We start from the raw sequence: 22,543 nt of genomic DNA on the forward strand, positions 1-22,543 counted from the left end.
TCGATGCGATTGCCGAAGCGGCGTTCGATGACCAGTGCACCGGCGCCAACCCGCGCTATCCGCTGGTCGCCGAGATCAGGCAGCTGCTGATCGACAGCTATTACGGACGCGCTTACGTCGAGCCGGCGGGCGAGCACACCCCGGCGGGGCTGACTGTCGTCGGCCAGAAGACGGCGGCCGAGTAGCCGGTTTCCCGCACATCGACACCAAGCAACGGGGACCCTTGGGCCGGGGCGGAAGCCTCCGGCCCGAGGGCTTTCCATTTGGGAACACCGCTTGGTCAGGAAGGTCACCGTTACCACTCGCGAGCCAAATATTTTCGACTTGCCGTGCTTGAGACGGTTACCGCAGGCGGTTATCCTGACCGGGCGAAAACTGGTGTTTGGCATGGAAACGACCGACGACCGCGTCAAGCTGATCTATCACCGTCTGGTGGCGCGCGAAATCAGGCGCGACCCGGCACTGATCGAGCGCGCGCGCAAGATCGTCGAGGAGTTGTCGGCCAAGCCGAACCAGCGTTCGCATGTTTTCGAATGGAAAGCCCTGCTGGCGCAACCCAGCGATACGGTCCGCCATTTCATCGTCTCGCGGAACCAGGACGCCACCCGTTTGCGCATCACGTCTCCATTCCCTATGCTGCCCGAGCTTTCGGTGCAGGACGAGCAGACGAGGAGACGGATGTGGCGGAAGGCCAGGAAGCACGGACGCTCGACGACCTCGACCGCGCCGTCCGCGCTTTAGCCACCCACTTCAAATGCGATACCACGGTCATCGTCGGCAGTCAGGCGACCCTTGTCGGCTGGCCCGATGCCCCAATCCTGTTTCGCACATCGCCCGAAATAGACGCTTATCCGGGGAACGCGCGCCAATGGGAAGCGGAGCGACGCGCTGAGGGCCATGACATAGAGGCCAGCGAGGAGATCTTTGCCCGCTTCGGACAGGGTTCGTCATTTCACCATGCGCATGGCTTCTACATCGACGGCGTTGACGAGGGGACTGCCAAACTACCTCCAGGCTGGAAGAGCCGGGCGGTCACACGCGAGGTTGAAGTCAACGGCGTCACCGTGCGCGCCATCGCGCCGGCGATGACCGACCTGATCGTTTCGAAGCTGCTGGCGTTGCGTGACAAGGACAAGGATTTTATCCGCGAGTATCATCGCATCCGTCATCTCGACCGTGCCCATGTCAGGCGCCTGTTGATCGACATGATGATCCCGGAGGCGCAGCGCACCGTCATCGGCGCTTTTCTCGACTCCCTGTAACGAACCGCTCTTCCCACCTCGACACCAAGCAACGGGGGCCGCCCTGCCGGAGCGAACGCATCCGACAGGGCGGTCCCCGTTTGCCTGTGGCTGGACCCGCTCAGCGATCCGATTGCAGGCCGCTCTCCGCCACCAGATCGGCGATGCTGACGATGGGCATCGACTGTTCCTCCGCGAAGACGATCAGTTCCGGCAGGCGGGCCATGGTGCCGTCCGGGTTCATGATCTCGCAGAGCACGCCCGCCGCTTTGCGTCCGGCCCGCGCCATCAGCTCGATGGTGGCTTCCGTGTGGCCGCGGCGGGCCGCCAGCCCTTGCGGATGGGCGCGGATCGGGAAGACATGGCCCGGCCGTGCCAGATCCTCCGGACGGCAGTCGTCGGCAATCGCGGTGCGGATCGTCGTCACCCGGTCGGCCGCCGAGACGCCGGTGGTGACGCCCTCGCGGGCCTCGATGGACACGGTGAAGGCGGTTCCGAAGCGCGAGCTGTTGGCCGGCACCATCGCCGGCAGCTCCAGCCGTTGCAGATGCTCGTCGGGCAGGATCAGGCAGACGATGCCGCTGCACGCGCGGATCAGCAGGGCCATCTGCTCGACGGTGATGCTGTCGGCCGGGTAGATGATGTCGCCTTCATTCTCGCGGTCGTCGTCATCGACGACGATCACTCCCTGCCCCTGCTTGAGGCTGTCGAGGGCGCGGGCGACGCGTTCGCCCGGCGTGCCGAAGCGGGCGAGAAGGTCGTTCTGACGGTAAATCTGATTCATGGTTCTCACATCCACTGAAGGGTGAGCCTGAATCAGGGCGCAAAGAGACCTCCAGCGCGCCGGACCGGAACCCGACGCGATGGCGCGAACCGACGACGGCGGGCCTGCTCGCGGCAAGCCTCCGGCGCGGTCTGCTCATTCTCTTCCATCCGGACTGTAACCGTCGGCCCCGGCCTCACACCGGGTCTGCTGACCTCACCGCCAATTGGGACTGCCAAAAGCCGCTGAGCGCTCGCGGGCTCCCCTTCTGTCGAAGGGATACCGCCGGTCGGGAGTTTCACCCTGCCCTGAGAACAAGCCTATGTCGCCGACCGGGATCGGTCGGCCGCGTCACCATTCCGCAACCGAACCGCCGCTGTCAAGGGAGCAGGACGGCCGTTTCCACCGGGCGGCAGTTCAGGCACTCCCTCATTTCACCAGCTCCAGCGCGGTGTCGCCGTCGATGATCAACGCGCGCGCCACCCCGCTGGCGAGGAAGGCGCGGGCGGCCTGGAGCTTGGTCCGGCCTGCGACCAGCGCCACCGTGTAGGTCTGCTTCAGCCCGTCGAGACCGAGCGCCAGCGTGCGGCGGTTCAGCGGGTGATCGACCGCCTTGCCGTCCTGGTCGAAGAACAGCCCGTTGGTGTCGCCGACCGCCCCGGCCGCCCGCAGTTCCGCCAGTTCGCTGGCGCTGATCATGCCCTGGGTCCGCAGGAGCGACGCCTCGCGCAGCTCGCCGATGGAGATGTAGGCCACCGTCGTCGAGCGCGCGAGCTGGAGCGCCGTCTGCACCGACTGCTGCGACAGCAGCACGTCGCGCGCCTCCAGGCTGTCGGCGATGAAGGGCACCGGCAGGAAATAGCCCTCCGCCCCGGTGGTCCGCGCCAGCGCATGCACCACGTCGAACGGGTTGTAGGCCGAGCGCGCGGTCAGCGACCCCATCAGGCTGATGAATTTCGCCCGGGGCGCGCTGACCCCCGCCATCTGCAAGGTCATCTGCTCCAGCGTCCGGCCCCAGCCGGTGCCGACCACCGCCTCCTCCGTCTCCGCCAGATGGCGGCGCAGATGGGCGGCGGCGGCGGCCCCCACCGCCCGGAAGGCGAAGGGGGCGAGCAGGGCGTCGTCGCGGTCGCCGCCGGCATCCAGGGTCAGCGCCGGCGTGCAGATGCAGACGTCCAGCCCGTAGCGCTCGCGGATCGCCTCCTCCACCGGCAGCAACCCGACATTCGCGGAATTGATGGTGATGCTGACCATACCGCTGTCGCGGGCGTCGGAAAGCAGCTTGTTGACACGCGCGCGGGTGACGCCCAGCCGGCGCGCCGCCGCCTCCTGGTTCAGGCCGCCGACATAGTACAGCCAGGCCGCCCGCGCCATCAGCACCTCGTCCTCCGGCCCCTCGCTGGTCCCGTTCCGCATCGCGCGCTTTCCCCCTCTACCCCTGTCAGGTGACAAATGTATCTGGTGTTGACATTTGTCACGCCCCATCACAAGCTCATCGTCGTCGGCGCAAGACCGGCATCGAGAATTCGCCAGCCAGATAGCTGGCAATGGGAGGAGAATGGAAATGAAAAACCGGCTTTCCGGAATGCTTGCGGCTGTCTCGATGGTCGCGATGATGACCGCCGCGGGTGCGGCGCAGGCGCTGGACATCGCCTGGGTTCATGCCAACGCCGCCGCGCAGTCCGAGCAGCGGGTGAAGGCCGGCTTCGACGCCTGGGCCAAGCAGAGCGGCAAGAAAGACTGGAACATCAGCGTTCTCGACAGCGGCGGCTCGGGCGAGGCGACCGCGTCCAACATCCAGGACGCCGCCAACCGCGGCGTGAAGGCCATCGTCATCACCATGGCCGACCTGCGCGCCAGCCGCGCGGCACTCGACGCCGCCAAGGCCGCCAAGATCCCGGTCTTCGCCGTCGATTCCGGCTATGTCGACGGGGTGCTGGTCGATGTGACCACCAACAACTGGGCGATGTCGGCCAACGTCTCGGTCTATCTGCTCGACCAGATGGGCGGGCAGGGCAACCTCGTCTTCCTGCGCATGGCCGAACACCACGGCACCCGCAAGCGCGGTGACGTGATGGCGACGGTGTTGAAGGAATATTCCGGCGTGAAGGTGCTGGCGGAGCACAACATCAACTACACCGCCTTCTTCGAGGACACCAACCGCACGATGGAGGATTACGTCGCGCGCTTCGGCAACACCATCACCGCCGTCTGGGCGCCGTGGGACGAGCCGGCGCAGGCCGCCGTCAACGTCATCAAGGGCGCAGGCCTGAAGAACGTGAAGGTGATCGGCATCGACGGCCACCCGCAGGCGGTCGCCGAGGTCTGCAAGCCCGACAGCCCGATGATCGCCACCGTGCGCCAGCCCTTCGAGGAGATGGGCAAGACCGTCGGCCAGTGGCTGGACGACGTGGTGGTGAAGGGCAAGCCCGCCGCCGAGGTGATCCCGACCAAGACCGTCTATCTCGACGCGCCGCTGATCACCAAGCAGAACTGCAAGCAGTTCATGTGACCGGGTGCCGCCGGCCCGCGATGGCGGATCCCTCCGCATCCGGGCCGGCGGTGGCCAGCTTCATCCCCTGCTGTTGCAAGAGGTCGCCATGGAAATCCATCTGGCCGACATCGCCATGCAGTTTCCGGGAACGCGGGCGCTGGATGGCGTGGACGTCGTCTTCCGCAGCGACGAGGTGCATGGCCTGATCGGCGAGAACGGCGCCGGCAAATCGACGCTGGTCAGCATCCTGGGCGGCAGCCTTCAGCCCAGCGGCGGCACCATCGCCATCGACGGGCGCACCGTCCGCTTCGGCTCGCCGCAGGACGCACTGTCCCAGGGCATCGCCCATGTCAGCCAGGAGGGCAGCCTCGTTCCCGGCCTGACCGGGGCGGAGAACATCCTGCTCGGCGTCGAGCCGCGCCGCATCGGCGGCATGATCCGCGCCTCGGCCCTGAAGGCCCAGGCCGCGGCCCTGCTGGCGAAGTGGTTTCCGCAGGTCGCCATCGACCTCGGCTGCCCGGTGGCCGAGCTGCCGATGGCCGACCGCAAGGTGATCGAGATCGTCCGCGCGCTGCGCGGCTCCGCCCGCATCGTCATCCTCGACGAGCCGACGGCGACGCTGCCCGCCCGCGAGAAGGAACAGCTGTGGGCGATCATCCGCACGCTGCCGGCCCGTGGCGTCGGCGTGGTGCTGATCAGCCATTTCCTCTCCGAAATCAAGGCGCTGTCGCACCGCATCACCGTGCTGCGCGACGGCCGGCGCATCTGCACCGAATCCGCCGACGCGCTCGACGAGCAGATGCTGGTGGACATGATGCTGCGCCGCAGCGGCTCCGGCCCGCAGCGCAAATCGGAAGAGGCGGCGCGGGCCGGCCGCGGCGAAATCGTGCTCGACATCCGCGACTGGCGGGTCGGGCGGCTGCATGTGCCGCGCTTCACCCTGCATGCCGGTGAGATCGTCGGGCTGATCGGCCTGACCGGTGCCGGCCATTTCGGCTTCGCCCGCTCGCTGCACAGCCCGTCCGGCGTGCGCTGCGCCGGGCTGGCGGTCGGTGGCCGGCCGGTGAAGCCGGGACCGCCCGCCCACATGCAGGCGGCCGGCATCGCGCTGGTCCCCGACCACCGCATGGAATATGCGCTGATCGGCGAGTGGACGCTCCGCGAGAATCTGGCGATGGTCCATCCCGGCCACGGCGCCATCGCCGCCGGCATCCTGTCGCCCGGCCGGGAGGAGGCCGAATCCCGCCGCATCATGCGGCTCCTGAACGTGAAGGCCCATTCCTCCGGCCAGCTTCTGCGCACGCTGTCGGGCGGCAACAAGCAGAAGATCTCCATCGGCAAATGGCTCTACGGCGCCGAGGGCCGTTACCGCGTGATGATCTTCATCGAGCCGACCGAGGGCGTCGACATCGGCGCCAAGGCCGAGATCTATGCCGAGATGCGGCGCCTCGCCGCCACCGGCGTGGGGATCGTCATCGCGTCCTCCGACCTGCTGGAGATCGAGGCGCTGGCGCACCGCGTCATCCCCTTCCATCACCTGCGGCCCGGCCCGGAAATCCCCGGCACCGGCTTTTCCGAGAGCGCGTTCATCGCCGCCATCTCCGGAGCCGTCCCGGAGACTGCAAAATCAGGAATTCCCGCATGACCGACACCGCCACCGGATCCCTTCCCAGCCACGACCGGCTGTTCGGGCTGCGCAAGGAGCATGTCCAGCGCTACAGCACGCTGGTCGTGCTGGTCGCCATGTTCCTGGTCTTCTCGCTCGGCGTCGACCGCTTCCTGACCGGACAGAACCTGCTGAACATCGCGCAGCAGATCTCGATGCTGACCATCGTCGGCGCCGGCCTGACCTTCGGCTTCGCCGCCCGCGAGATGGATCTGTCGGTCGGCTACACCGTCGGCCTTGCCGGCGTGCTGGTGCCGCTGCTGCTGGTCAAGGGCGTGCCGCTTCCGCTCGCCCTGCTGGCCGGACTCGGCGCCGGTCTGGCGGTCGGGGCCGTCAACGCCCTCCTCGTCACGCTGGTCGGCATCCCGTCGCTGATCGCCACGCTGGCCGTCGGCTCGATCCTCTACGGCATCAACTTCCTGATGACCGGCGGCCGGGCGATCTATGGCGGGCTGGACGAGGCCTATCTCTGGCTCGGCCAGGGGCGCGTCGCCGGCATTCCGATCCTCGCCTTCTTCATGCTGGCCGCCGTTCTGGTCGCCTGGTTCGTCATGGAGCGGACGATCTTCGGCCGCTACATCTACGCCGTCGGCGGCAACCAGAAGGCGGCCGAGCTGTCCGGCATCCGCGTGCGCAAGTACCGCGCCGCCGCGCTGGTCGTCTGTTCCCTCTTCGCCGTGATGGCCGGCACGCTGCTCGCCGCCCGGCTCGGCTCCGGCCAGCCCAATGCCGGCGAACGCTACCTGCTGGACGGGCTGGCGACGGTCTTCATCGGCATGACCATGTTCCGGCCGGGTACGGCCACCGTGCCCGGCACCTTCTTCGGCGCGCTCTTCATCGGGGTCATCAACAACGGCCTCAACCTGATGGGGATGGACACCTACATCCAGGCGATCGTGAAGGGCGTCATCATCCTTGCCGCCGTCGCCGTCGTCTCGCGCAGCACCAAGCTCAACCTTCTTTGAAATCGGAGTCTTCGATGTACGAGGCTGACCTCCGGGCCACGGCCGGCCACAGCATGGCGGGCCGGGTCGGGGCGGGCGCCAACACGCGCCTTCCCGAACTCTACCGGACGATGCGCCGGATCCGCACCTTCGAGGAGCGCGTGGGCGAGCTGTTCGTCCGCGGCCAGTCGGCCGGTTCCATGCTGCACCTGTCCATCGGCGAGGAAAGCGCTGCCGCCGGTGTCTGCGCAAGCTTGCGCGACGGCGACAGCTTCACCACCCACCACCGCGGCCACGGCATCTTCCTCGCCCGCGGCGCCGACCCGGCCCGCATGATGGCGGAGATCGGCGGCAAGGAAGCCGGCTATTGCCACGGCAAGGGCGGGTCGATGCACATCGCCGACATGGGGCTGGGCCATCTCGGCGCCAACGCCATCGTCGGCGGCGGCATCCCGGCGGTGGTCGGCGCCGGCCTCTCCGCCCGCCACCACAAGACCGGGGCCGTCAGCGTCGCCTTCTTCGGCGACGGCGCCACCGGCCAGGGCATCCTGTACGAGAGCATGAACATGGCCGCCCTGTGGGGCCTGCCCTGCGTCTTCGTCTGCATCAACAACCAGTACGGCATGGGCACCAACATCGCCCAGGCGACCGCCAACCCCAACCTGCACGAACGCGCCGCCGCCTTCGGCCTCGCGGCGGAGACGGTGGACGGCCTTGACGTCGAGGCGGTGGCCGAGGCCGCCGAGCGCCTTGTCGAAGGGGCGCGGGCCGGCAAGCCCGCCTTCCTGGCGGTGTCCTGCTACCGCTTCTACGGCCATGCCCGCAAGGACAAGTCGCCCTACCGCGACCCGGTGGAGGAGGAGGCCGGCCGCCGGCAGGACCCGGTCGCCTTCGCCCGCTCAGCATTGATCGACCGCGGGCTGGAATCGGAGAGCGAGCTGGACCGGCTGGATACGGAGATCGGCGCCGAGATGGACGCGACCATCGACTTCACCGTGGCGCAGACCGAACCGCCGCTCGCCTCGATGTTCCGCGACGTCTATGCGCCCGAGGAACCCGAACCCGAACCGGTGCGCGCCCGCATCGACCGCGTTCTGGCGCGGGACTGAGGAGACCCAGAATGGCACTTCAGGAACTGACCTATCGCGATGCCCTGCGCAAGGCGCTGGCCGACGCGATGACCGAAAACCCGGACGTGGTGATCCTCGGCGAGGAGGTCGGCCGCTACGGCGGCGCCTATGGCGTCACCAAGGACCTGATCAAGGAGTTCGGGGCGGAGCGGGTGATCGACACGCCGATTTCCGAACCGGCCATCGTCGGCGCCGCGGTCGGTGCGGCGATGACCGGCCTGCGCCCGGTGGCGGAGCTGATGTATGTCGATTTCATCGGCATGACCATGGACCAGCTCGCCAACCAGGCTGCCAAGATCCGCTACATGTTCGGCGGCCAGATCGGCGTCCCGATGGTTCTGCGCACCCAGGGCGGCACCGGGCGGTCGGCCGGCGCCCAGCACAGCCAGAGCCTGGAAGCCTATGTGATGCACACGCCGGGCCTGCGGCTGGCGATGCCCGCCACGGTGGCCGACGCCTATCACCTGCTGCGCATGGCGCTGACCAAGCCCGACCCGGTCGTCTTCATCGAGCACAAGGCGCTCTACACCATGAAGGAGACCGTCGATCTCGACGCCGAGCCGCTGGCCTGGGGCAAGGCGGCGGTGCGGCGTGAGGGGCGCGATCTGGTCATCGTCACCTATTCCCGCCAGCTTCACTACTGCCTGGAGGCGGCGCGCCAGCTGTCGGCCCGGGGCGTCGAGGCGACGGTGATCGACATCCGCACGCTGAACCCGCTCGATTTCGACACCATCCGCGCCCATGTCGAGCGCACCGGCCGCGCCATGGTGGTCAGCGAGGGCGTGATGACCGCGGGCGTCGCCGCCGAACTGTCGGCGCGCATCACCGAGGAATGCTTCGACTTCCTTGAGGATCCGGTGGTCCGCGTCGCCGGCGAGGACATCCCGATCTCGGTGTCGACCGCGCTGGAAGCCGGATCGGTGCCCGGCCCGCAGCTGATCGCCGACACCGCTCTCCGGATGCTGGCTGGACGGGTGCCGGCATGACGACCGCAAGCACCACGACCCTCACGCTCACCATGCCCCGGCTGGGCGAGACGATGGAGGAGGGCGTCATCGTCGGCTGGCTGGTCGAGCCGGGACAGCAGTTCCGCCGCGGCGACGCCATCCTGGAGCTGGAGACCGACAAGACCGTCGTCGAATATCCCGCCCTTGGCGACGGCCGTCTCGACGGGACGCTGGTGTCGGCCGGCGACCGTGTGCCGGTCGGCGCCCCGATTGCCCGCGTCGCCGTCCTGTCGGCCGAGGACTGGGCCGCCGCCCTTCCCGATACGGCGGAAGCCGAGGCTGAAGCAGCCCCTGCGGCCGGCGCATCGGCAGCACCTTCCCCACCCGCCGGCGCCACTGCCGGCACGCCGGCTCCGGAGCGCTCCTCCGACGACCGGCTGCGCGCCACCCCGACCGCAAGGCGGCTGGCCCGCCAGCAGGGCGTCGCGCTGGAAACCCTCCAGGGCAGCGGCCGGCGCGGCCGGATCGAGCGCGCCGATGTCGAAAGCGCCGCCGGTTCGACCGGTCCTGCGCCGGCCGACCTGCGCTGGCTCGACACACCCGCCGGCCGGCTGGCCTATGCGCAGGCCGGAAGCGCCGGCCCGGTGCATCTGCTGGTCCATGGCTTTGCCGGCGACCGCAGCGCCTGGGCCAATCTGGCCTCCGGTCTTGCCCGCTCCGGCAAGCGCGTGGTGATGCCGGATCTCCCCGGCCATGGCGCGACGGCCATCGAAGCGACCGATGTGGACGGTCTGGCCGCCGCGGTGACGGCGCTGGCGGAAAGCCTGCCCGGACCGCTGGTGCTGGTCGGCCATTCGCTGGGTGCCGCCGCCGCCGTTCACGCCGCCCGCCGGCTCGGCGGCCGGGTTTCGCGTCTCGTCCTGCTCACCCCCGCCGGCTGCGGCTCCCGGATCGGCGCCGAGTTCGTCCACGGCATGGCGGCGGCGGAAACCACGGGAGAGGTGTCGCATCTGCTGCGCCTGCTGGGACCGCGCGGCGGCCAGCTCTCCGACGCCGCCCTCGCCGCCATGACGCGCGAGATGGCGCGCGGACGCCTGCGCACGCTGGCCACGGCGCTCGCCACGCCTGACGGCCGGCAGCGCATCGACCTGCTGCGCCCGCTGGCCGAGCTGGCGGAGCGCATCCCCGTCCGCGCCGTCTTCGGCCTGGACGACCGCATCGTGTCCGCGACCGACGCGCTCAACCTGCCGCCGCGCGTGGCGGCCCATTTCCTGCCGTCCGGCCACATGCCGCAATGGGACGCCCCGCGCGATGTGGCGGCCCTGATCGACGAGGAGACCCAGCATGGATGACGCAAAGACCGATCTGGCGGCGGCGAAGGCGCGGCTCGGCGCCTTCGCCAAGGCTTCCCCCGCCCTGATGAAGGGCTTCGCCGAGGTCAGCCGGACGGCCAGCGCCGCCGGCTCCTTCACCCCCGCCCAGAAGGAACTGATGGCGGTTGCGATCTCCGTCGCCACCCGCTGCGAGGACTGCATCCTCTACCATGTCGACGGCGTCCGCCGGCACGGCGCTGGCGAGGCCGAGCTTGTCGAGGCGCTTGAGGTCGCGGTCGAGATGGGCGGCGGTCCCGCCGTGATGTATGCCGGCAAGGCGCTGGCGGCCTTCCGCTCGCTCGGCTGAGGGGAGGGTGCTCCCTCTCGCCTCGGCACTTCCCCCTCTCCCCCCCGGGGAGAGGGTCGGGGTGAGGGGGATGCACAGGGTGGATCAAGTCAGGACCGGGGAGTCTGCAATGCTTGAAAATCCTCGCCACGCGTCCCCCTCACCCTAACCCTCTCCCCGGGGGGGAGAGGGGATCCCGGCATCCATAAAGCGGCCCGCAAAGGGCTGCGTGTCTCCAGGGAGGACAAGGGAATGGCCTATTACCTGACCGCCGACGGCGGCACCGAAAGCCTGCGGGCACGCATCTACGACCTGAGCGGACGCTGCCTCGGCCAGAAGGCCGTCGCCTACGACACGCAGTTCGGTCCCGGCGCCAGGGCGGAGCAGGATCCGGAGGACTGGTGGCGGGCGCTGGCCGACGCCACCCACGGCGCCGTCGCCGATGCCGGCATCGACGCGGCGGAGATCGAGGCGATGTGCTTCGCCACCACCTGCTGCACCGTCGTGGCGCTCGACGCCGACGGACGCGCGTTGCGCCCGGCGCTGCTGTGGATGGACGTGCGCGCCCATGCCGAGGCGGAGGCGGTGCTCGCCACCGGCGACCCGGCGCTGAAGATCAACGGCGCCGGGCGCGGCCCGGTTTCCGCCGAGTGGATGATCCCCAAGGCGCTGTGGCTGAAGCGGAACGAGCCGGCGGTCTTCGCCGCCGCCCACACCATCTGCGAATACCAGGATTTCCTCACCCTGCGCCTGACCGGCGAGCGGGTGGCCAGCCTCGACAATGCCGGCCTGCGCTGGCACTACTCCAGCCGCGACGGCGGCTGGGCGCGCGGCATCCTCAAGGCGCTCGACCTCGAGGAGCTTGAAGGCAAATGGCCGGCCCGCGTGCTGGCCCCCGGCGCGGTGGTCGGCACGCTGAGGCCCGAGGCCGCCGCGGCCCTCGGGCTGCGGCCGTCGGTCAGGCTGGTGCAGGGCGGGGCCGATGCGCTGATCGGCATGATCGGGCTCGGCGTCGCCCAGCCGGGCCAGCTCGCGCTGATCACCGGCTCCTCGCACCTGCAATTCGGCGTCACCGAGGCGCCGCTGCATGCCCCCGGCGTCTGGGGCAGCTATCCCGACATCGTCTATCCCGGCCGCTGGATCGTCGAGGGCGGCCAGACCTCCACCGGCTCCATCGTCAACTGGCTGCGCCGCTTCAGCGGCGGCACGCTCGACCTCGCAGCCCTGAACGCCAAGGCGGCGGCGCTGGAGCCGGGATCGGACGGGCTGCTGGTGCTCGACCATTTCCAGGGCAACCGCACCCCCTACACCGACCCGCTCAGCCGCGGCGCCATCGTTGGCTTGACGCTGGCCCACGAACCGCACCACGTCTTCCGCGCCATCGTCGAGGGCATCGGCTTCGGCACCCGCGCCATCCTCGACGCCTTCAAGGCCGGCGGCTACAGCTCGACCGAGATCACGGTCGGCGGCGGCGCCACCGCCTCGCAGCTGTGGATGCAGATCCATGCCGACACCGCCGGCCTGCCGGTCCGCATCCCGGCCTCGGCCGACGCGCCGTCCACCGGTTCGGCGGTGCTGGCCGCCCATGGCGCCGGCCGCTTCGCCAGCATCGACGAGGGCATCGCCGCGATGGTCCGCCCCGGCACCAGCATCGAGCCGCGCCCGCGCGAATCCGCCCTCTACCAGGAGATCTACCAGCGCTATCTCGCCCTCTATCCGGCGCTGAAGGGCGTGCTGAACGGGCCGGTGCCAACGCCGGCCGCAACTCCGGTCGCAACCCCGGTCAGGGAGCCCGCGCCATGAAGGAGTTCGACCTCAGCGGCCGGCTCGCCGTCGTCACCGGCGGGGCCGCCGGCATCGGCCAGTCCATCGCCCGCGTCCTGACCGAGGCCGGCGCCCGCGTCGCCATCCTCGACCGCGACGGCGACGCCGCCCGCCGGCTGGCGGACGAGGTCGGCGGCCTCGCCTACACCCTCGACGTCACCGACGCCGCAGCGGCCGAGGAGACCGCCGCCCGTCTGGTCGCCGAGGCCGGCGTGCCGCACATCCTCGTCAACAACGCTGGCATCGTCCACAACGGGCCGGCGCTGGAGGTCGATCTGGCCGACTGGCGCCGGGTGATCGACGTCAACCTGCACGGCGTCTTCCACACCGCCCGCGCCTTCGGCCGCCCGATGGTCGAGGCGGGCAGGGGATCGGTCGTCAACATCGGCTCGATGTGCGGCGAGATCGTCGTCCATCCGCAGCCCCAGGCCGCCTACAACGCCGCCAAGGCGGGCGTCAACCTGCTGACCAAGTCGCTGGCGGTGGAATGGGCCGGCCGGGTGCGGGTCAACGCCGTCGCCCCCGGCTACACCGCCACCGAACTGACGCTGGCCGGCCGTTCCCGCCCCGAATGGTTCGAGCGCTGGCTCGCCGCCACGCCGATGGGCCGGCTGGGCGAACCGCGCGAGGTGGCGCTGGCCGTCGCCTTCCTCGCCTCCGACGCGGCGAGCTTCATCACCGGAACCGTCCTGGCCGTCGATGGCGGCTACACCGCTTATTGAAGGAGAACACCGACATGGCACAGGGCAACAGGGCACAGGGGAAGATCGCGCTGGTCACCGGCGCCAGCCGCGGCATCGGCCGCGCCATCGCTCTCGGACTGGCGGAGCGCGGCTTCGACCTCGCGCTGAACGACATCGCCCGGCAGGCCGGCGCGCTGGCCGAGACGGCGGCGGAGGCGCGGGCGCAGGGCGTCCGGGTGGTCGAACTGCACGCCGACGTGTCGGCGAAGGACGAGGTGCAGGCGATGGTCGACCGCGCGGTGGCCGAACTCGGCACCATCCACGCGCTGGTCAACAATGCCGGCATCCTGATCGCCGCGACGGTGGAAGCCTGCCCGGAAACCGCCTGGGATCAGGTGATGGACGTGAACGCCAAGGGCACCTTCCTCGTCACCCAGGCGGTGCTGCCGCTGATGAAGGCGCAAGCCTACGGCCGCATCTGCAACATCGCCTCCATCGGCGGCAAGCACGGCGCGCCGGAGCAGGCGCATTACTCGGCGTCGAAGGCCGCGGTGATGGGCTTCACCCGCGTGCTGGCGCAGGAGGTCGGGCCGCTCGGCATCACCGCCAACTGTGTGTGCCCCGGCATCATCCTGACCGACATGGGGCGGGTGAACCTCGACGATCCGGCGATCCGCGACGGCTGGAAGGCCAAGACCGCCATGGCGCGGATCGGCGCGCCGGAGGATGTCGCCGGCCCGGTGGCCTTCTTCTGCTCCGACGACAGCGCCTTCGTCACCGGCCAGACGCTGAACGTCGACGGCGGCATCGTCCTGTCCTGACCGGCTCCCCAAGCGGAGCTACACCTTGGTGCAAGGCGCTTTTCCGCGGGCCATCGCGTAGGGTCGGCCATCTCGACAGGCCGATTCCGATGGAGAGCCCCGCATGAGCGATGCCGCAGCGCCAACCCAGCCGGTGGGCCAGCAAGCGGCCCAACAGCCCTTACCGCCTCCGGCCGCTCCGCCGCCGGCCCCGCCGGTTGCCTGGAGCCCCTGGCTGGTGCGGCTGGCGGTGCTGGGGCTGGCGGTGGTTCTGCTGGTGGCCTTTGCCACGCGCTGGGACCGCTGGCTCGGCTCCGCCGCGCGCCAGTCCACCAACGATGCCTATCTCCAGGCCGACATCACCCCGTTGTCGGCCCAGGTGGCGGGCGTCGTCCGCGACATGCCGGTCGAGGACTTCCAGCGGGTGAAGGCCGGCGACCCGGTGGCGACGATCGTCGATGACGACTACCGCGCCCGCGTGCAGCAGGCCGACGCGGCGCTTGAAGCCGCCGATGCGGCCATCGCCCAGCTCGACATCCAGAAGCGCACCCAGCGCGCCCTGGTCGATCAGGCCGAGGCGAACGTCCATGGGCTGGAGGCCGAGGCGTGGCGGGCGCGGCTGGAGGAGGCGCGCCAGCGCTCCCTGACCGAGCAGGGCGTCGCCGGCACGCTCCAGGCGCTGCAACAGGCGCAGGCGACCTCGCGCCGGGCCCAGGCGGCGCTGGAGGCCGGACAGGCCCAGGTCGACCAGCAGAAGGCGGCGCTCGACGGCATCGACGTGCAGGTGCGCCAGGCCAAGGCGACCCGGCTGCAACGGCAGGCCGATCTCGACCTCGCCCGCATCACGCTCGACCGCACGACGATCCGCGCTCCGGCCGACGGCATGGTCGGCCAGCGGCAGGTCCGCCCCGGCCAGTATGTCGGGCAGGGCAGCCAGATCGTCACGCTGGTGCCGCTGCCGGCGGTGTGGGTGATCGCCAACTACAAGGAAACCCAGATGACGCGGATCCGGTCCGGCCTGCCGGCGACGGTCCGCATCGACAGCTTCCCCGACGTGACGCTGACCGGCCGGGTCGCCGCCCAGTCGCCGGCCAGCGGCAGCCAGTTCGCCCTGCTTCCCCCCGACAACGCCACCGGCAACTTCACCAAGATCGTCCAGCGCATCCCGGTGAAGATCGTTCTCGACAGCCCCCACCCGTTGCAGGACCGGCTGCGGCCCGGCATGTCCGTCGTCGTCACCATTGATACGGATGGTGACGTGAAGGAGGAGGGATCGTGAGCGTCGGACTGGCCGGCGGGCGGCTGTCCCGGATCCTGCTGCGCCCGGCCCAGCCGATCCTGACCCATCATCCCATCGTCGGGCTGCTCGGCGTCATGCTGGGGGCGCTGATCTCCACCCTGACCTCGCGCATCACCACCTTCGGGCTGGCCGACATCCGCGGCGCCATCGGCGCCGGCTTCGACGAGGGGGCCTGGATCACCACCGCCTACACCGTGGCGCAGATGCTGGTCGCTCCGGCCGCCGCCTTCCTCGGCGTGGTGTTCGGGCCGCGCCGGGTGCTGCTGGTGTCCTCCCTCACCTACGGGCTGGCGATGCTGGCCCTGCCGCTGACCGGCACGCTGACCGGGGTGCTGACCTTCCAGTTGCTGGCCGGGCTGTCGTCGGGCACCTTCATCCCGCTGACCATCGGCTTCATCGTCCGCAACCTGCCGCCGCGCTACGTCGTCTACGGCATCGCCGTCTATGCGATGAATGTCGAGCTGTCGCTGAACTTCGCCGCCTCGGTCGAAGGCTGGGTGATCGAGCACCTCGACTGGCGCTGGCTGTTCTGGGACACCGCGCTGCTGGCGCCGCTGATGGCGCTGTGCGTCCATTTCGGCATGCCGGCCGAGCCGGTCCGCCGCGACCTGCTGAAGGACGGCGACTGGTGGGGCATCGCCTATGCCAGCCTCGGCTTCGCCCTGCTCTATGCCGGGCTCGACCAGGGCAACCGGCTGGACTGGTTCAATTCCGGCCTGATCACCGGCCTCTTCCTGTCCGGCGGCCTGCTGGTCGGCGCCTTCGTCGTGCAGGAATTGACCTGCCCCAAGCCCTGGATCACCTTCAGCGCGCTCTTCCGCGGCAACATCCCGCTCTTGTGCCTGCTGCTGGTGCTTCTGCGGCTGGTCATGCTGTCCACCGCCTATCTGGTGCCGCAGTTCATGATCACCGTGAACAATTACCGCGCGCTGGAGGTCGGCGACACGCTGCTGCTGATCGCGCTGCCGCAGTTCCTGCTGGCGCCGCTGGTCGGCACGCTGCTGCGCCATGCCGATCCGCGGGTGGTGATGGCGGCGGGCTTCGCCGCGGTGGGGCTCGCCTGCTGGCTCGCCTCGCATTTGACGGCGGACTGGGTCGGCGCCGATTTCCTGCCGTCGCAGATGCTCCAGGCTTTCGGCCAGTCCTTCGCCATGACCTCGCTGATCTACTTCAACATCAAGAACCTGTCCCAGGCCCACATCCTGGCGCTGGGCGCCCTGTTGCAGACCTCGCGCCTGCTCGGCGGCGAGCTCGGCGCCGCCTTCATGCAGACCTTCGTCCGTGTGCGCGAGCAGTTCCACAGCTTCCGGCTGGTGTCCGACGTGGTGGCTGGCGGCACCGACACCGTCCACCGGCTGGCCGGCGGCATGGCGCGGCTCGCCGCCCGCTCCACCGGGCCTGAGGAGGCGACCGACCGCGCCCTGTCGCTGCTGGCGGCGGCGGTGCGCAAGCAGGCCTATGTGCTGGCCTACATCGACGGCTTCGTCGTCATCGCCTGGCTGATCGTCGGCGGCCTGCTGCTGATCGCCCTGCTGCGCCCGGCGCCCAAACAATAGGAGTGGTCAGACTCCGACCACCCCTCCCATCGTCTCACGGCCGCAGCGACTTCAGCACCAGCTCCACCATATGGTCCAGCCGCTCCTTCCGCGCCGGGTCGGCCAGCAGGTCGCGGCCGAAGATTACCGACAGGGTGTGGACGTTGGACAAATAGAAGTAGGACAGCCCGGCGATGGAGATGTAGAGCTGCACCGCATCGACCCCGGCGCGGAACACCCCCTGCTTCACCCCGCGCGCCAGCACGTCGCCGATCATCTGCACGAAGGGGGAGTGCATCGACTGCACCTGCCCCGAGGTCTTCAGCAGCTCGGCCCGGTGCAGATTCTCGATGTTCAGCAGGGCCATGAATTCGGGATGGTCGATGAAATACTGCCAGGTGAAGCCGATCAGCCGCGCGATGGCCTCGGGCGGCGCCAGCTTGTCCAGGTTCAGCGTGCGTTCGGTCTCGCGGATGTGGGCATAGGCATCCTCCAGCACCGCCAGATACAGCTCCTCCTTGTTGCCGACATGGTAATAGAGCATGCGCTTGTTGGTGCCGGCCTGCTCGGCGATGCGGTCGACGCGGGCGCCGCCCAGGCCGTAGCGGGCGAACTCCTCCGTCGCGGCGGCCATGATGCGGGCCCGCGTGCCCTCCGGGTCGCGGGTCACCTTGGCCGGCGCCGCGGCGCCTCTGGCGGGTGCGGGGGCGGGCGGCACCGTCTCGGGTGTGTCGGTCAGGCTGTCCATGCGGGAAGCCGGCTCCTGCGGTCCGGGGGAGGGGGCTGGTTCTCCCCCATGGTAGAAGCGTCGAGCCGTGAATTCAAACCGCGCTGCGGTGCCGCTCGATGCAGGTGTCCAGCACCTCGCCCATCGGCTTTTCCCACCAGTTGGCCTGCGAGAAGATCTCCACCTCCGAATAGCCGGCGAAGCCGTTGGCCTCGACCCAGCCGCGGATGCGCGGGATGTCGATGACGCCGTCGCCCATCATGCCGCGGTCGAGCAGCAGGTCGGTGGTCGGCACCAGCCAGTCGCAGACATGGAAGGCCAGCAGCCGTTCTCTACCGGCGCGGGCGATCTGCGCCTCCAGATCCGGGTCCCACCAGACATGGTAGACATCGACAGCCACCCCCAGCGCCCCCGACTTCCCTGGATCCAGCCGGTCGCAGAGGTCGAGCGCATGGGCCATCGTGTTCACGCAGGCGCGGTCGGCGGCATACATCGGGTGCAGCGGCTCGATGGCCAGCGGCATGCCGGCCTTGCGGGCATAGTCCAGCAGCTCGGCGATGCCGTCCTCGACCTGCGAGCGGGCCAGCGCGATGTCCTTGCTTGCGGCCGATCCGGGGCGGGAGAATTGCGGCAGCCCGCCGACCACCAGCACCAGACACGCCGCGTCCAAAGCCTTCGCCTCGTCCACCGCACGGCGGTTGTCGTCGCGCACCTCCGCCGCCTTGGACGGGTCGGCCGGGAACATGCCGCCGCGGCAATAGCCGGACAGCGCCAGCTCGCCGCTGCGCACCGCCTGCACCGCGGCGTCGAGCCCGACCGCCGCCACCTGATCGCGCCAGGGCGCGACGGCACGGATGCCGCGGCGGGCGCAGGCGTCGAGGATCTCCACCAGATTGCCCTGCTTGCGCACCGTGGCCGTGTTGATCGACAGCCAGCGATGGTCCGTGGAGAAATCGCGCATCACGAAATCCCCCGCACCGCCAGAACCGCCGCCATCCGCTGGGCCGCACGGTCGGGATCGGACAGCAGCCCGGCCTTGTCGGCCAGCCGGAACAGCTCGGCCAGATGCAGGGTGGAGCGCGTGCTCTCCTGCCCGCCGACCATGGTGAAATGGTCCTGATGGCCGTTCAGATAGGCCATGAAAACGACGCCGGTCTTGTAGAAGCGGGTCGGCGCCTTGAAGATGTGGCGCGACAGCGGCACGGTCGGCGCCAGAATGTCGTGGAACCCCGCCTCGTCGCCCTCGGCCAGATGGGCCAGCGCCGCGGCTGCGGCGGGAGCGATGGCGTCGAAGATGCCGAGCAGCGCGTCGGACTTGTGCTGCCCGTCGCCGGCGATCAGCTCGGCGTAATTGAAGTCGTCGCCGGTGTACATGCGCACGCCGTCCGGAAGACGCCGCCGCATGACGATCTCCTTGTCCTTGTCGAGCAGCGAGATCTTGATGCCGTCCACCTTGGCGGCAAAGTCGCCGATGATCGACAGCGCGGTGTCCATCGCCGCATCGACGTCGGCCGTGCCCCAATAGCCGGCCAGCGCCGGGTCGAACATGTCGCCCAGCCAGTGCAGGATCACCGGCTGTTTCACCTGCGACAGGATGCGGCCATAGACGCGGACGTAATCCTCCGGTCCCGTGGCGACGCGGGCCAGCGCGCGCGACGCCATCAGGATGATGCGGCCGTCGAGATCCTCGATGGCCTCGATCTGCTCCTCATAGGCGCGGATGACGTCGTCGACGCTGCGGGCGTTCTCCGGCGGCAGATGGTCGGTGCCGGCGCCGCAGGCGATCACCCCGCCGCGCGCCTTGGCCGCCGACTGCGACCGCCGGATCAGCTCCAGCGAGGTCGGCCAGTCCAGCCCCATGCCGCGCTGCGCCGTGTCCATCGCCTCGGCGACGCCAAGGCCGAGGTCCCACAGATGCTCGCGGAAGGCGATGGTGCGGTCCCAGTCGATGGCCGGGGCCAGCCACGGGTCGCACTCGGCCAGCGGGTCGGCGACCATATGGGCGGCGGCGAAGGCGATGCGGGTCAGCGGCCGTTCGGTGCGGGCGGGAAAGCCGCGCGGCGGGGCCAGCGTGTAGCTTTCGATGCTGCGGTCGGCGCGGGGGAGGCGGATGGTCGGCATGGGCGGTATTCCTGGGATAAGTCGCAGCGGAGGGGCCGGGGGAGGGGTGGGGGAGGGGGCGGTCGCGGCACCCCTCCCCGGCGAACGCCTCAGCCCTCGATGGCCGGCACGTCGACCCAGCGGCGTTCGCGCCAGCTCTGCATCGCGCATTCCACCAGCTGGACGCCCTTGGCGCCTTCGATCAGGCCGTGATTGTAGGGGGTGTCCTCGACCACATGGCGGATGAAGGACTCCCACTGCACCTTGAAGCCGTTGTCGAACACGGCGTTGTCGGGCACCGGCTGCCAGGTGTCGTAGAAGTCGATGGTCTGCTTCTGGTCGGGGTTCCACACCGGGCGCGGCGTGCCCTGGCGCGGCTGGATCACGCAGTCGGTCAATCCTGCGACCGCCGAGCCGTTGGTGCCGTCGACGTGGAAGGTCACCAGATCGTCGCGGTAGACGCGGGTGCACCAGGACGAGTTGATGGTGGCGATCACCCCGCCCTCAAGCTCGAACATCGCATAGGCGGCGTCGTCGGCGGTCGCCTTGTAGGGGTTGCCCTTCTCGTCCCAGCGTTCCGGAATGTGGGTGGCGCCCAGGCAGGAGATGCTCTTCACCGTGCCGAACAGGTTGTCGAGCACGTAACGCCAGTGGCAGATCATGTCGAGGATGATGCCGCCGCCGTCTTCCTCGCGATAATTCCACGAGGGACGCTGCGCCGCCTGCCAGTCGCCTTCGAACACCCAATAGCCGAACTCGCCGCGCACCGACAGCATGCGGCCGAAGAAACCGCTGTCGCGCAGCATGCGCAGCTTCTCCAGGCCCGGCAGGAACAGCTTGTCCTGCACCGTGCCGTTCTTCACCCCGGCCTCGGCGGCCAGCCGGACGACGCGCAGCGCCTCGTCCAGGTTGGTGGCGATGGGCTTCTCGCAATAGACATGCTTGCCGGCGCGGATCGCCTTTTCCAGCAGCGTCGGGCGCATCTGGGTGGTGCCGGCGTCGAAGAAGATCACGTCGTCCGGGTTTTCCAGTGCTGCGTCGATGTTGTCGCTCCAGCGCTCGATGCCGTGGCGTCGGGCCAGCTCCTGCATCTTCTCGGCATTGCGGCCGACGATGATCGGGTCGGGCATGACGCGCGAGCCGTCCGACAGGGTGACGCCGCCCTGGGCGCGGATCGCCAGGATCGAGCGGATCAGGTGCTGGTTCATGCCCATCCGCCCGGTGACACCGTGCATGATGAGGCCAAGGCGCTTGGTGCTCATGGGAGGACTCCTTCGGAAAACGCTGATGTCGGGTTTGAAAGGGGGGAAAGCGTGGTCCGGTCGGGACCCGCGGAAGACGCGAAACCGGGACCGCGCAGCGCGGCGGTCGGCAGCCGGCCGGAGCCGGTGGCGAGCCTGACCGTGCCGTCGGCGCGGCGGTCGTAGAAACCGGGATGGGCTTTTAGGAAGGCGTCGGCCTCGGCAGGGCTGCCGAAGCCCTCGCCATACTGGTGCCCGTTGCGCTCGGCATGCGGGATGCCGAGGAAGGCGACGAGCGCGGTGTCCTGCTGCACCGACAGACCGGCCTGGCAGGTCAGATCCTCGGCGGAGATGAAGTGCGGCGGCCCCCAGGCCGCGCAGCGGGCGCGGTTGACCATCGCCTTGTAGAGGCCCTTGCAGGATTTCGACGACACCCCGCGATAGCCCATCGCGCGGGCGCGCGGAAAGGCGTCGTAGCCGTCGTCGGACTCGTCGATGATCACCGGCACCCGTTCCGCCACCGCGCCCAGCGGCCGGGCGAGCGCCGCCTCCCGCGCGATCGGCTGTTCCAGATAGGCCAGCGCCCTGCGGAAGCCGGCGAGCGCCGGGGAGGCGTCGATGCGGTCGAGCAGCTCCGCGACATGGGCGGCGTCGCGATACTGTTCGTTGCCGTCCAGCGTGGCGCGGTAGCCGGGGGCGGCGGTTTCCAGCACGCCGGCCAGCTCCGCCAGCCGCTCGGCATCGGCGGCAGCGTCGCCGCCCAGCTTGATCTTGAACCAGCGCAGCGGCGAACGCTCCAGCAGGGCGCGCAAATCTTCCGCCTTGTCGAGCAGCCCGACCGTGTGGCGCAGCTCCACCTCCGGCAGCGGGGACAGCCCGCGCAGGAACCCGTCGAGATCGAAGCCGGCGAGGTCGGGTGCCAGCCGCGCATCCAGCCCGCCGACATTGCCGCCGAGCCCGTCGAAGGCGCTGAGGCCCAGCACCCGCAGCAGCCCGTCGAACACCGCCTTGTCGATCTGCGCCGGCCCGAAGGCGGCGGCCAGCTTGGGCTCCAGCATCGGGCTGTAGGCGGCGTGATGGCCGAAGGCGGTGTCGAGGCGGTCGTCCGACAGATAGGCGTCGCGCGCTTCGATCAGCGAGCGGCGCAGCCCGTCCACCGTCTGGGCCGGGCTGCGATCCGGCGTCTTGTCGAACCATTTCGGCATCATCATCTCGGCCGTCGCCCCCCAGGCCTCCCCCTGTCCTTCGACCGCGACCAGGGCGCGGACGAAGGATTGCGGGGCGGCCTCCACCGTCACCGCGCCGAAGCGGAACGGCTTCACGAAACGGACGGGCCGTTCGTACAGCTCGATGGCGCGGATGCGGAGACGGGGGGCGGACATGGGATGGTCCTTCGTGTCGGGATGTGCCGTGCGCCCTCCCTCCCCCTGCGGACGCAAGGGGCCATTCCCTCCCCAAGGCAGGAGAGGGGTTTTCAAGGAGGGGTCGA

Annotated in this window: 22 protein-coding genes and 1 riboswitch; of the genes, 15 read left to right on the forward strand and 7 right to left on the reverse strand. The window is 69.6% G+C overall.

The genetic code is table 11. From position 1 onward, the window contains the following. From CRT60_RS13165 to CRT60_RS13175, 3 genes are all read left to right on the forward strand, one after another. A partial coding sequence (locus CRT60_RS13165) for a hypothetical protein (protein ID WP_143273252.1) occupies positions 1 to 185 on the forward strand: 185 nt, incomplete at its 5' end. Between the two features lie 202 nt (positions 186 to 387). Then, complete coding sequence (locus CRT60_RS13170; RefSeq protein WP_098736831.1) at positions 388 to 741, forward strand: hypothetical protein; 354 nt, start codon at positions 388 to 390, stop codon at positions 739 to 741. Continuing rightward, positions 681 to 1,262 (forward strand): DUF6036 family nucleotidyltransferase, encoded by a 582-nt coding sequence (locus tag CRT60_RS13175; protein WP_193548424.1) that lies wholly within the window; start codon positions 681 to 683, stop codon positions 1,260 to 1,262. The genes CRT60_RS13170 and CRT60_RS13175 overlap by 61 nt, the downstream gene beginning before the upstream one ends. A gap of 100 nt (positions 1,263 to 1,362) precedes the next feature. Here CRT60_RS13175 and ribB read toward each other — a convergent pair whose 3' ends face one another. Further along, entirely contained in the window at positions 1,363 to 2,025 is a 663-nt protein-coding gene (gene ribB, locus CRT60_RS13180; RefSeq protein ID WP_098736832.1) for a 3,4-dihydroxy-2-butanone-4-phosphate synthase, read from the reverse strand. 133 nt (positions 2,026 to 2,158) lie between these two features. Then, positions 2,159 to 2,324, reverse strand: a riboswitch (FMN riboswitch). A 109-nt stretch (positions 2,325 to 2,433) separates the two neighbouring features. Continuing rightward, positions 2,434 to 3,420 carry a sugar-binding transcriptional regulator gene (locus CRT60_RS13185; protein WP_204561854.1) on the reverse strand — a complete coding sequence of 329 codons (987 nt, stop codon included), beginning with the start codon at positions 3,418 to 3,420 and terminating at the stop codon, positions 2,434 to 2,436. Between the two features lie 148 nt (positions 3,421 to 3,568). On the opposite strand from CRT60_RS13185, the gene CRT60_RS13190 reads away from it, so the two are divergent. The 12 genes from CRT60_RS13190 to CRT60_RS13245 all read left to right on the forward strand — a co-directional run bounded on the left by CRT60_RS13190 (position 3,569) and on the right by CRT60_RS13245 (position 17,007). Further along, a complete protein-coding gene (locus CRT60_RS13190; protein ID WP_204561856.1) occupies positions 3,569 to 4,516 on the forward strand; it encodes a sugar ABC transporter substrate-binding protein in 948 nt (315 codons plus the stop codon). A gap of 88 nt (positions 4,517 to 4,604) precedes the next feature. Then, positions 4,605 to 6,143 (forward strand): sugar ABC transporter ATP-binding protein, encoded by a 1,539-nt coding sequence (locus CRT60_RS13195; protein WP_098737031.1) that lies wholly within the window; start codon positions 4,605 to 4,607, stop codon positions 6,141 to 6,143. Further along, positions 6,140 to 7,129 carry an ABC transporter permease gene (locus CRT60_RS13200; RefSeq protein ID WP_098736833.1) on the forward strand — a complete coding sequence of 330 codons (990 nt, stop codon included), beginning with the start codon at positions 6,140 to 6,142 and terminating at the stop codon, positions 7,127 to 7,129. The genes CRT60_RS13195 and CRT60_RS13200 overlap by 4 nt, the downstream gene beginning before the upstream one ends. Positions 7,130 to 7,143: 14 nt before the next feature. Next, on the forward strand, positions 7,144 to 8,217 hold the full coding sequence (locus tag CRT60_RS13205) for a thiamine pyrophosphate-dependent dehydrogenase E1 component subunit alpha (RefSeq protein WP_204561858.1): 1,074 nt from the start codon (positions 7,144 to 7,146) through the stop codon (positions 8,215 to 8,217). 11 nt (positions 8,218 to 8,228) lie between these two features. Next, on the forward strand, positions 8,229 to 9,224 hold the full coding sequence (locus tag CRT60_RS13210; protein WP_098736834.1) for an alpha-ketoacid dehydrogenase subunit beta: 996 nt from the start codon (positions 8,229 to 8,231) through the stop codon (positions 9,222 to 9,224). Further along, positions 9,221 to 10,537 carry an acetoin dehydrogenase dihydrolipoyllysine-residue acetyltransferase subunit gene (locus CRT60_RS13215; protein WP_204561859.1) on the forward strand — a complete coding sequence of 439 codons (1,317 nt, stop codon included), beginning with the start codon at positions 9,221 to 9,223 and terminating at the stop codon, positions 10,535 to 10,537. The genes CRT60_RS13210 and CRT60_RS13215 overlap by 4 nt, the downstream gene beginning before the upstream one ends. Continuing rightward, on the forward strand, positions 10,530 to 10,865 hold the full coding sequence (locus CRT60_RS13220) for a carboxymuconolactone decarboxylase family protein (RefSeq protein ID WP_098736835.1): 336 nt from the start codon (positions 10,530 to 10,532) through the stop codon (positions 10,863 to 10,865). The genes CRT60_RS13215 and CRT60_RS13220 overlap by 8 nt, the downstream gene beginning before the upstream one ends. A 231-nt stretch (positions 10,866 to 11,096) precedes the next feature. Next, positions 11,097 to 12,647, forward strand: a complete 1,551-nt coding sequence (locus CRT60_RS13225; protein ID WP_098736836.1) for an FGGY-family carbohydrate kinase — start codon at positions 11,097 to 11,099, stop codon at positions 12,645 to 12,647. Then, entirely contained in the window at positions 12,644 to 13,390 is a 747-nt protein-coding gene (locus tag CRT60_RS13230; RefSeq protein WP_098736837.1) for an SDR family NAD(P)-dependent oxidoreductase, read from the forward strand. Before CRT60_RS13225 ends, CRT60_RS13230 begins: the two co-directional genes overlap by 4 nt. 14 nt (positions 13,391 to 13,404) lie before the next feature. Then, a complete protein-coding gene (locus CRT60_RS13235; protein WP_098737034.1) occupies positions 13,405 to 14,172 on the forward strand; it encodes an SDR family NAD(P)-dependent oxidoreductase in 768 nt (255 codons plus the stop codon). Between the two features lie 103 nt (positions 14,173 to 14,275). Beyond that, positions 14,276 to 15,430, forward strand: coding sequence for an HlyD family secretion protein (locus CRT60_RS13240; protein WP_098736838.1), 1,155 nt, complete (start codon positions 14,276 to 14,278; stop codon positions 15,428 to 15,430). After that, a complete protein-coding gene (locus tag CRT60_RS13245) occupies positions 15,427 to 17,007 on the forward strand; it encodes an MFS transporter (RefSeq protein WP_098736839.1) in 1,581 nt (526 codons plus the stop codon). Before CRT60_RS13240 ends, CRT60_RS13245 begins: the two co-directional genes overlap by 4 nt. Positions 17,008 to 17,041: 34 nt before the next feature. On the opposite strand, the gene CRT60_RS13250 is transcribed toward CRT60_RS13245, so the two are convergent. From CRT60_RS13250 to CRT60_RS13270, 5 genes are all read right to left on the reverse strand, one after another. Next, positions 17,042 to 17,734 carry a TetR/AcrR family transcriptional regulator gene (locus CRT60_RS13250; protein ID WP_098736840.1) on the reverse strand — a complete coding sequence of 231 codons (693 nt, stop codon included), beginning with the start codon at positions 17,732 to 17,734 and terminating at the stop codon, positions 17,042 to 17,044. 73 nt (positions 17,735 to 17,807) lie between these two features. Next, positions 17,808 to 18,674, reverse strand: coding sequence for a sugar phosphate isomerase/epimerase family protein (locus tag CRT60_RS13255; protein WP_098736841.1), 867 nt, complete (start codon positions 18,672 to 18,674; stop codon positions 17,808 to 17,810). Beyond that, positions 18,674 to 19,834, reverse strand: a complete 1,161-nt coding sequence (locus CRT60_RS13260; RefSeq protein WP_098736842.1) for a dihydrodipicolinate synthase family protein — start codon at positions 19,832 to 19,834, stop codon at positions 18,674 to 18,676. The genes CRT60_RS13255 and CRT60_RS13260 overlap by 1 nt, the downstream gene beginning before the upstream one ends. Before the next feature lie 89 nt (positions 19,835 to 19,923). Next, entirely contained in the window at positions 19,924 to 21,075 is a 1,152-nt protein-coding gene (locus CRT60_RS13265; protein WP_098736843.1) for a Gfo/Idh/MocA family protein, read from the reverse strand. Next, positions 21,072 to 22,436, reverse strand: coding sequence for an enolase C-terminal domain-like protein (locus tag CRT60_RS13270; protein WP_098736844.1), 1,365 nt, complete (start codon positions 22,434 to 22,436; stop codon positions 21,072 to 21,074). The genes CRT60_RS13265 and CRT60_RS13270 overlap by 4 nt, the downstream gene beginning before the upstream one ends. Positions 22,437 to 22,543: the final 107 nt, after the last annotated feature.

The sequence above is a fragment of the Azospirillum palustre genome, from assembly GCF_002573965.1.
GTDB classification, from domain to species: Bacteria; Pseudomonadota; Alphaproteobacteria; order Azospirillales; family Azospirillaceae; genus Azospirillum; species Azospirillum palustre.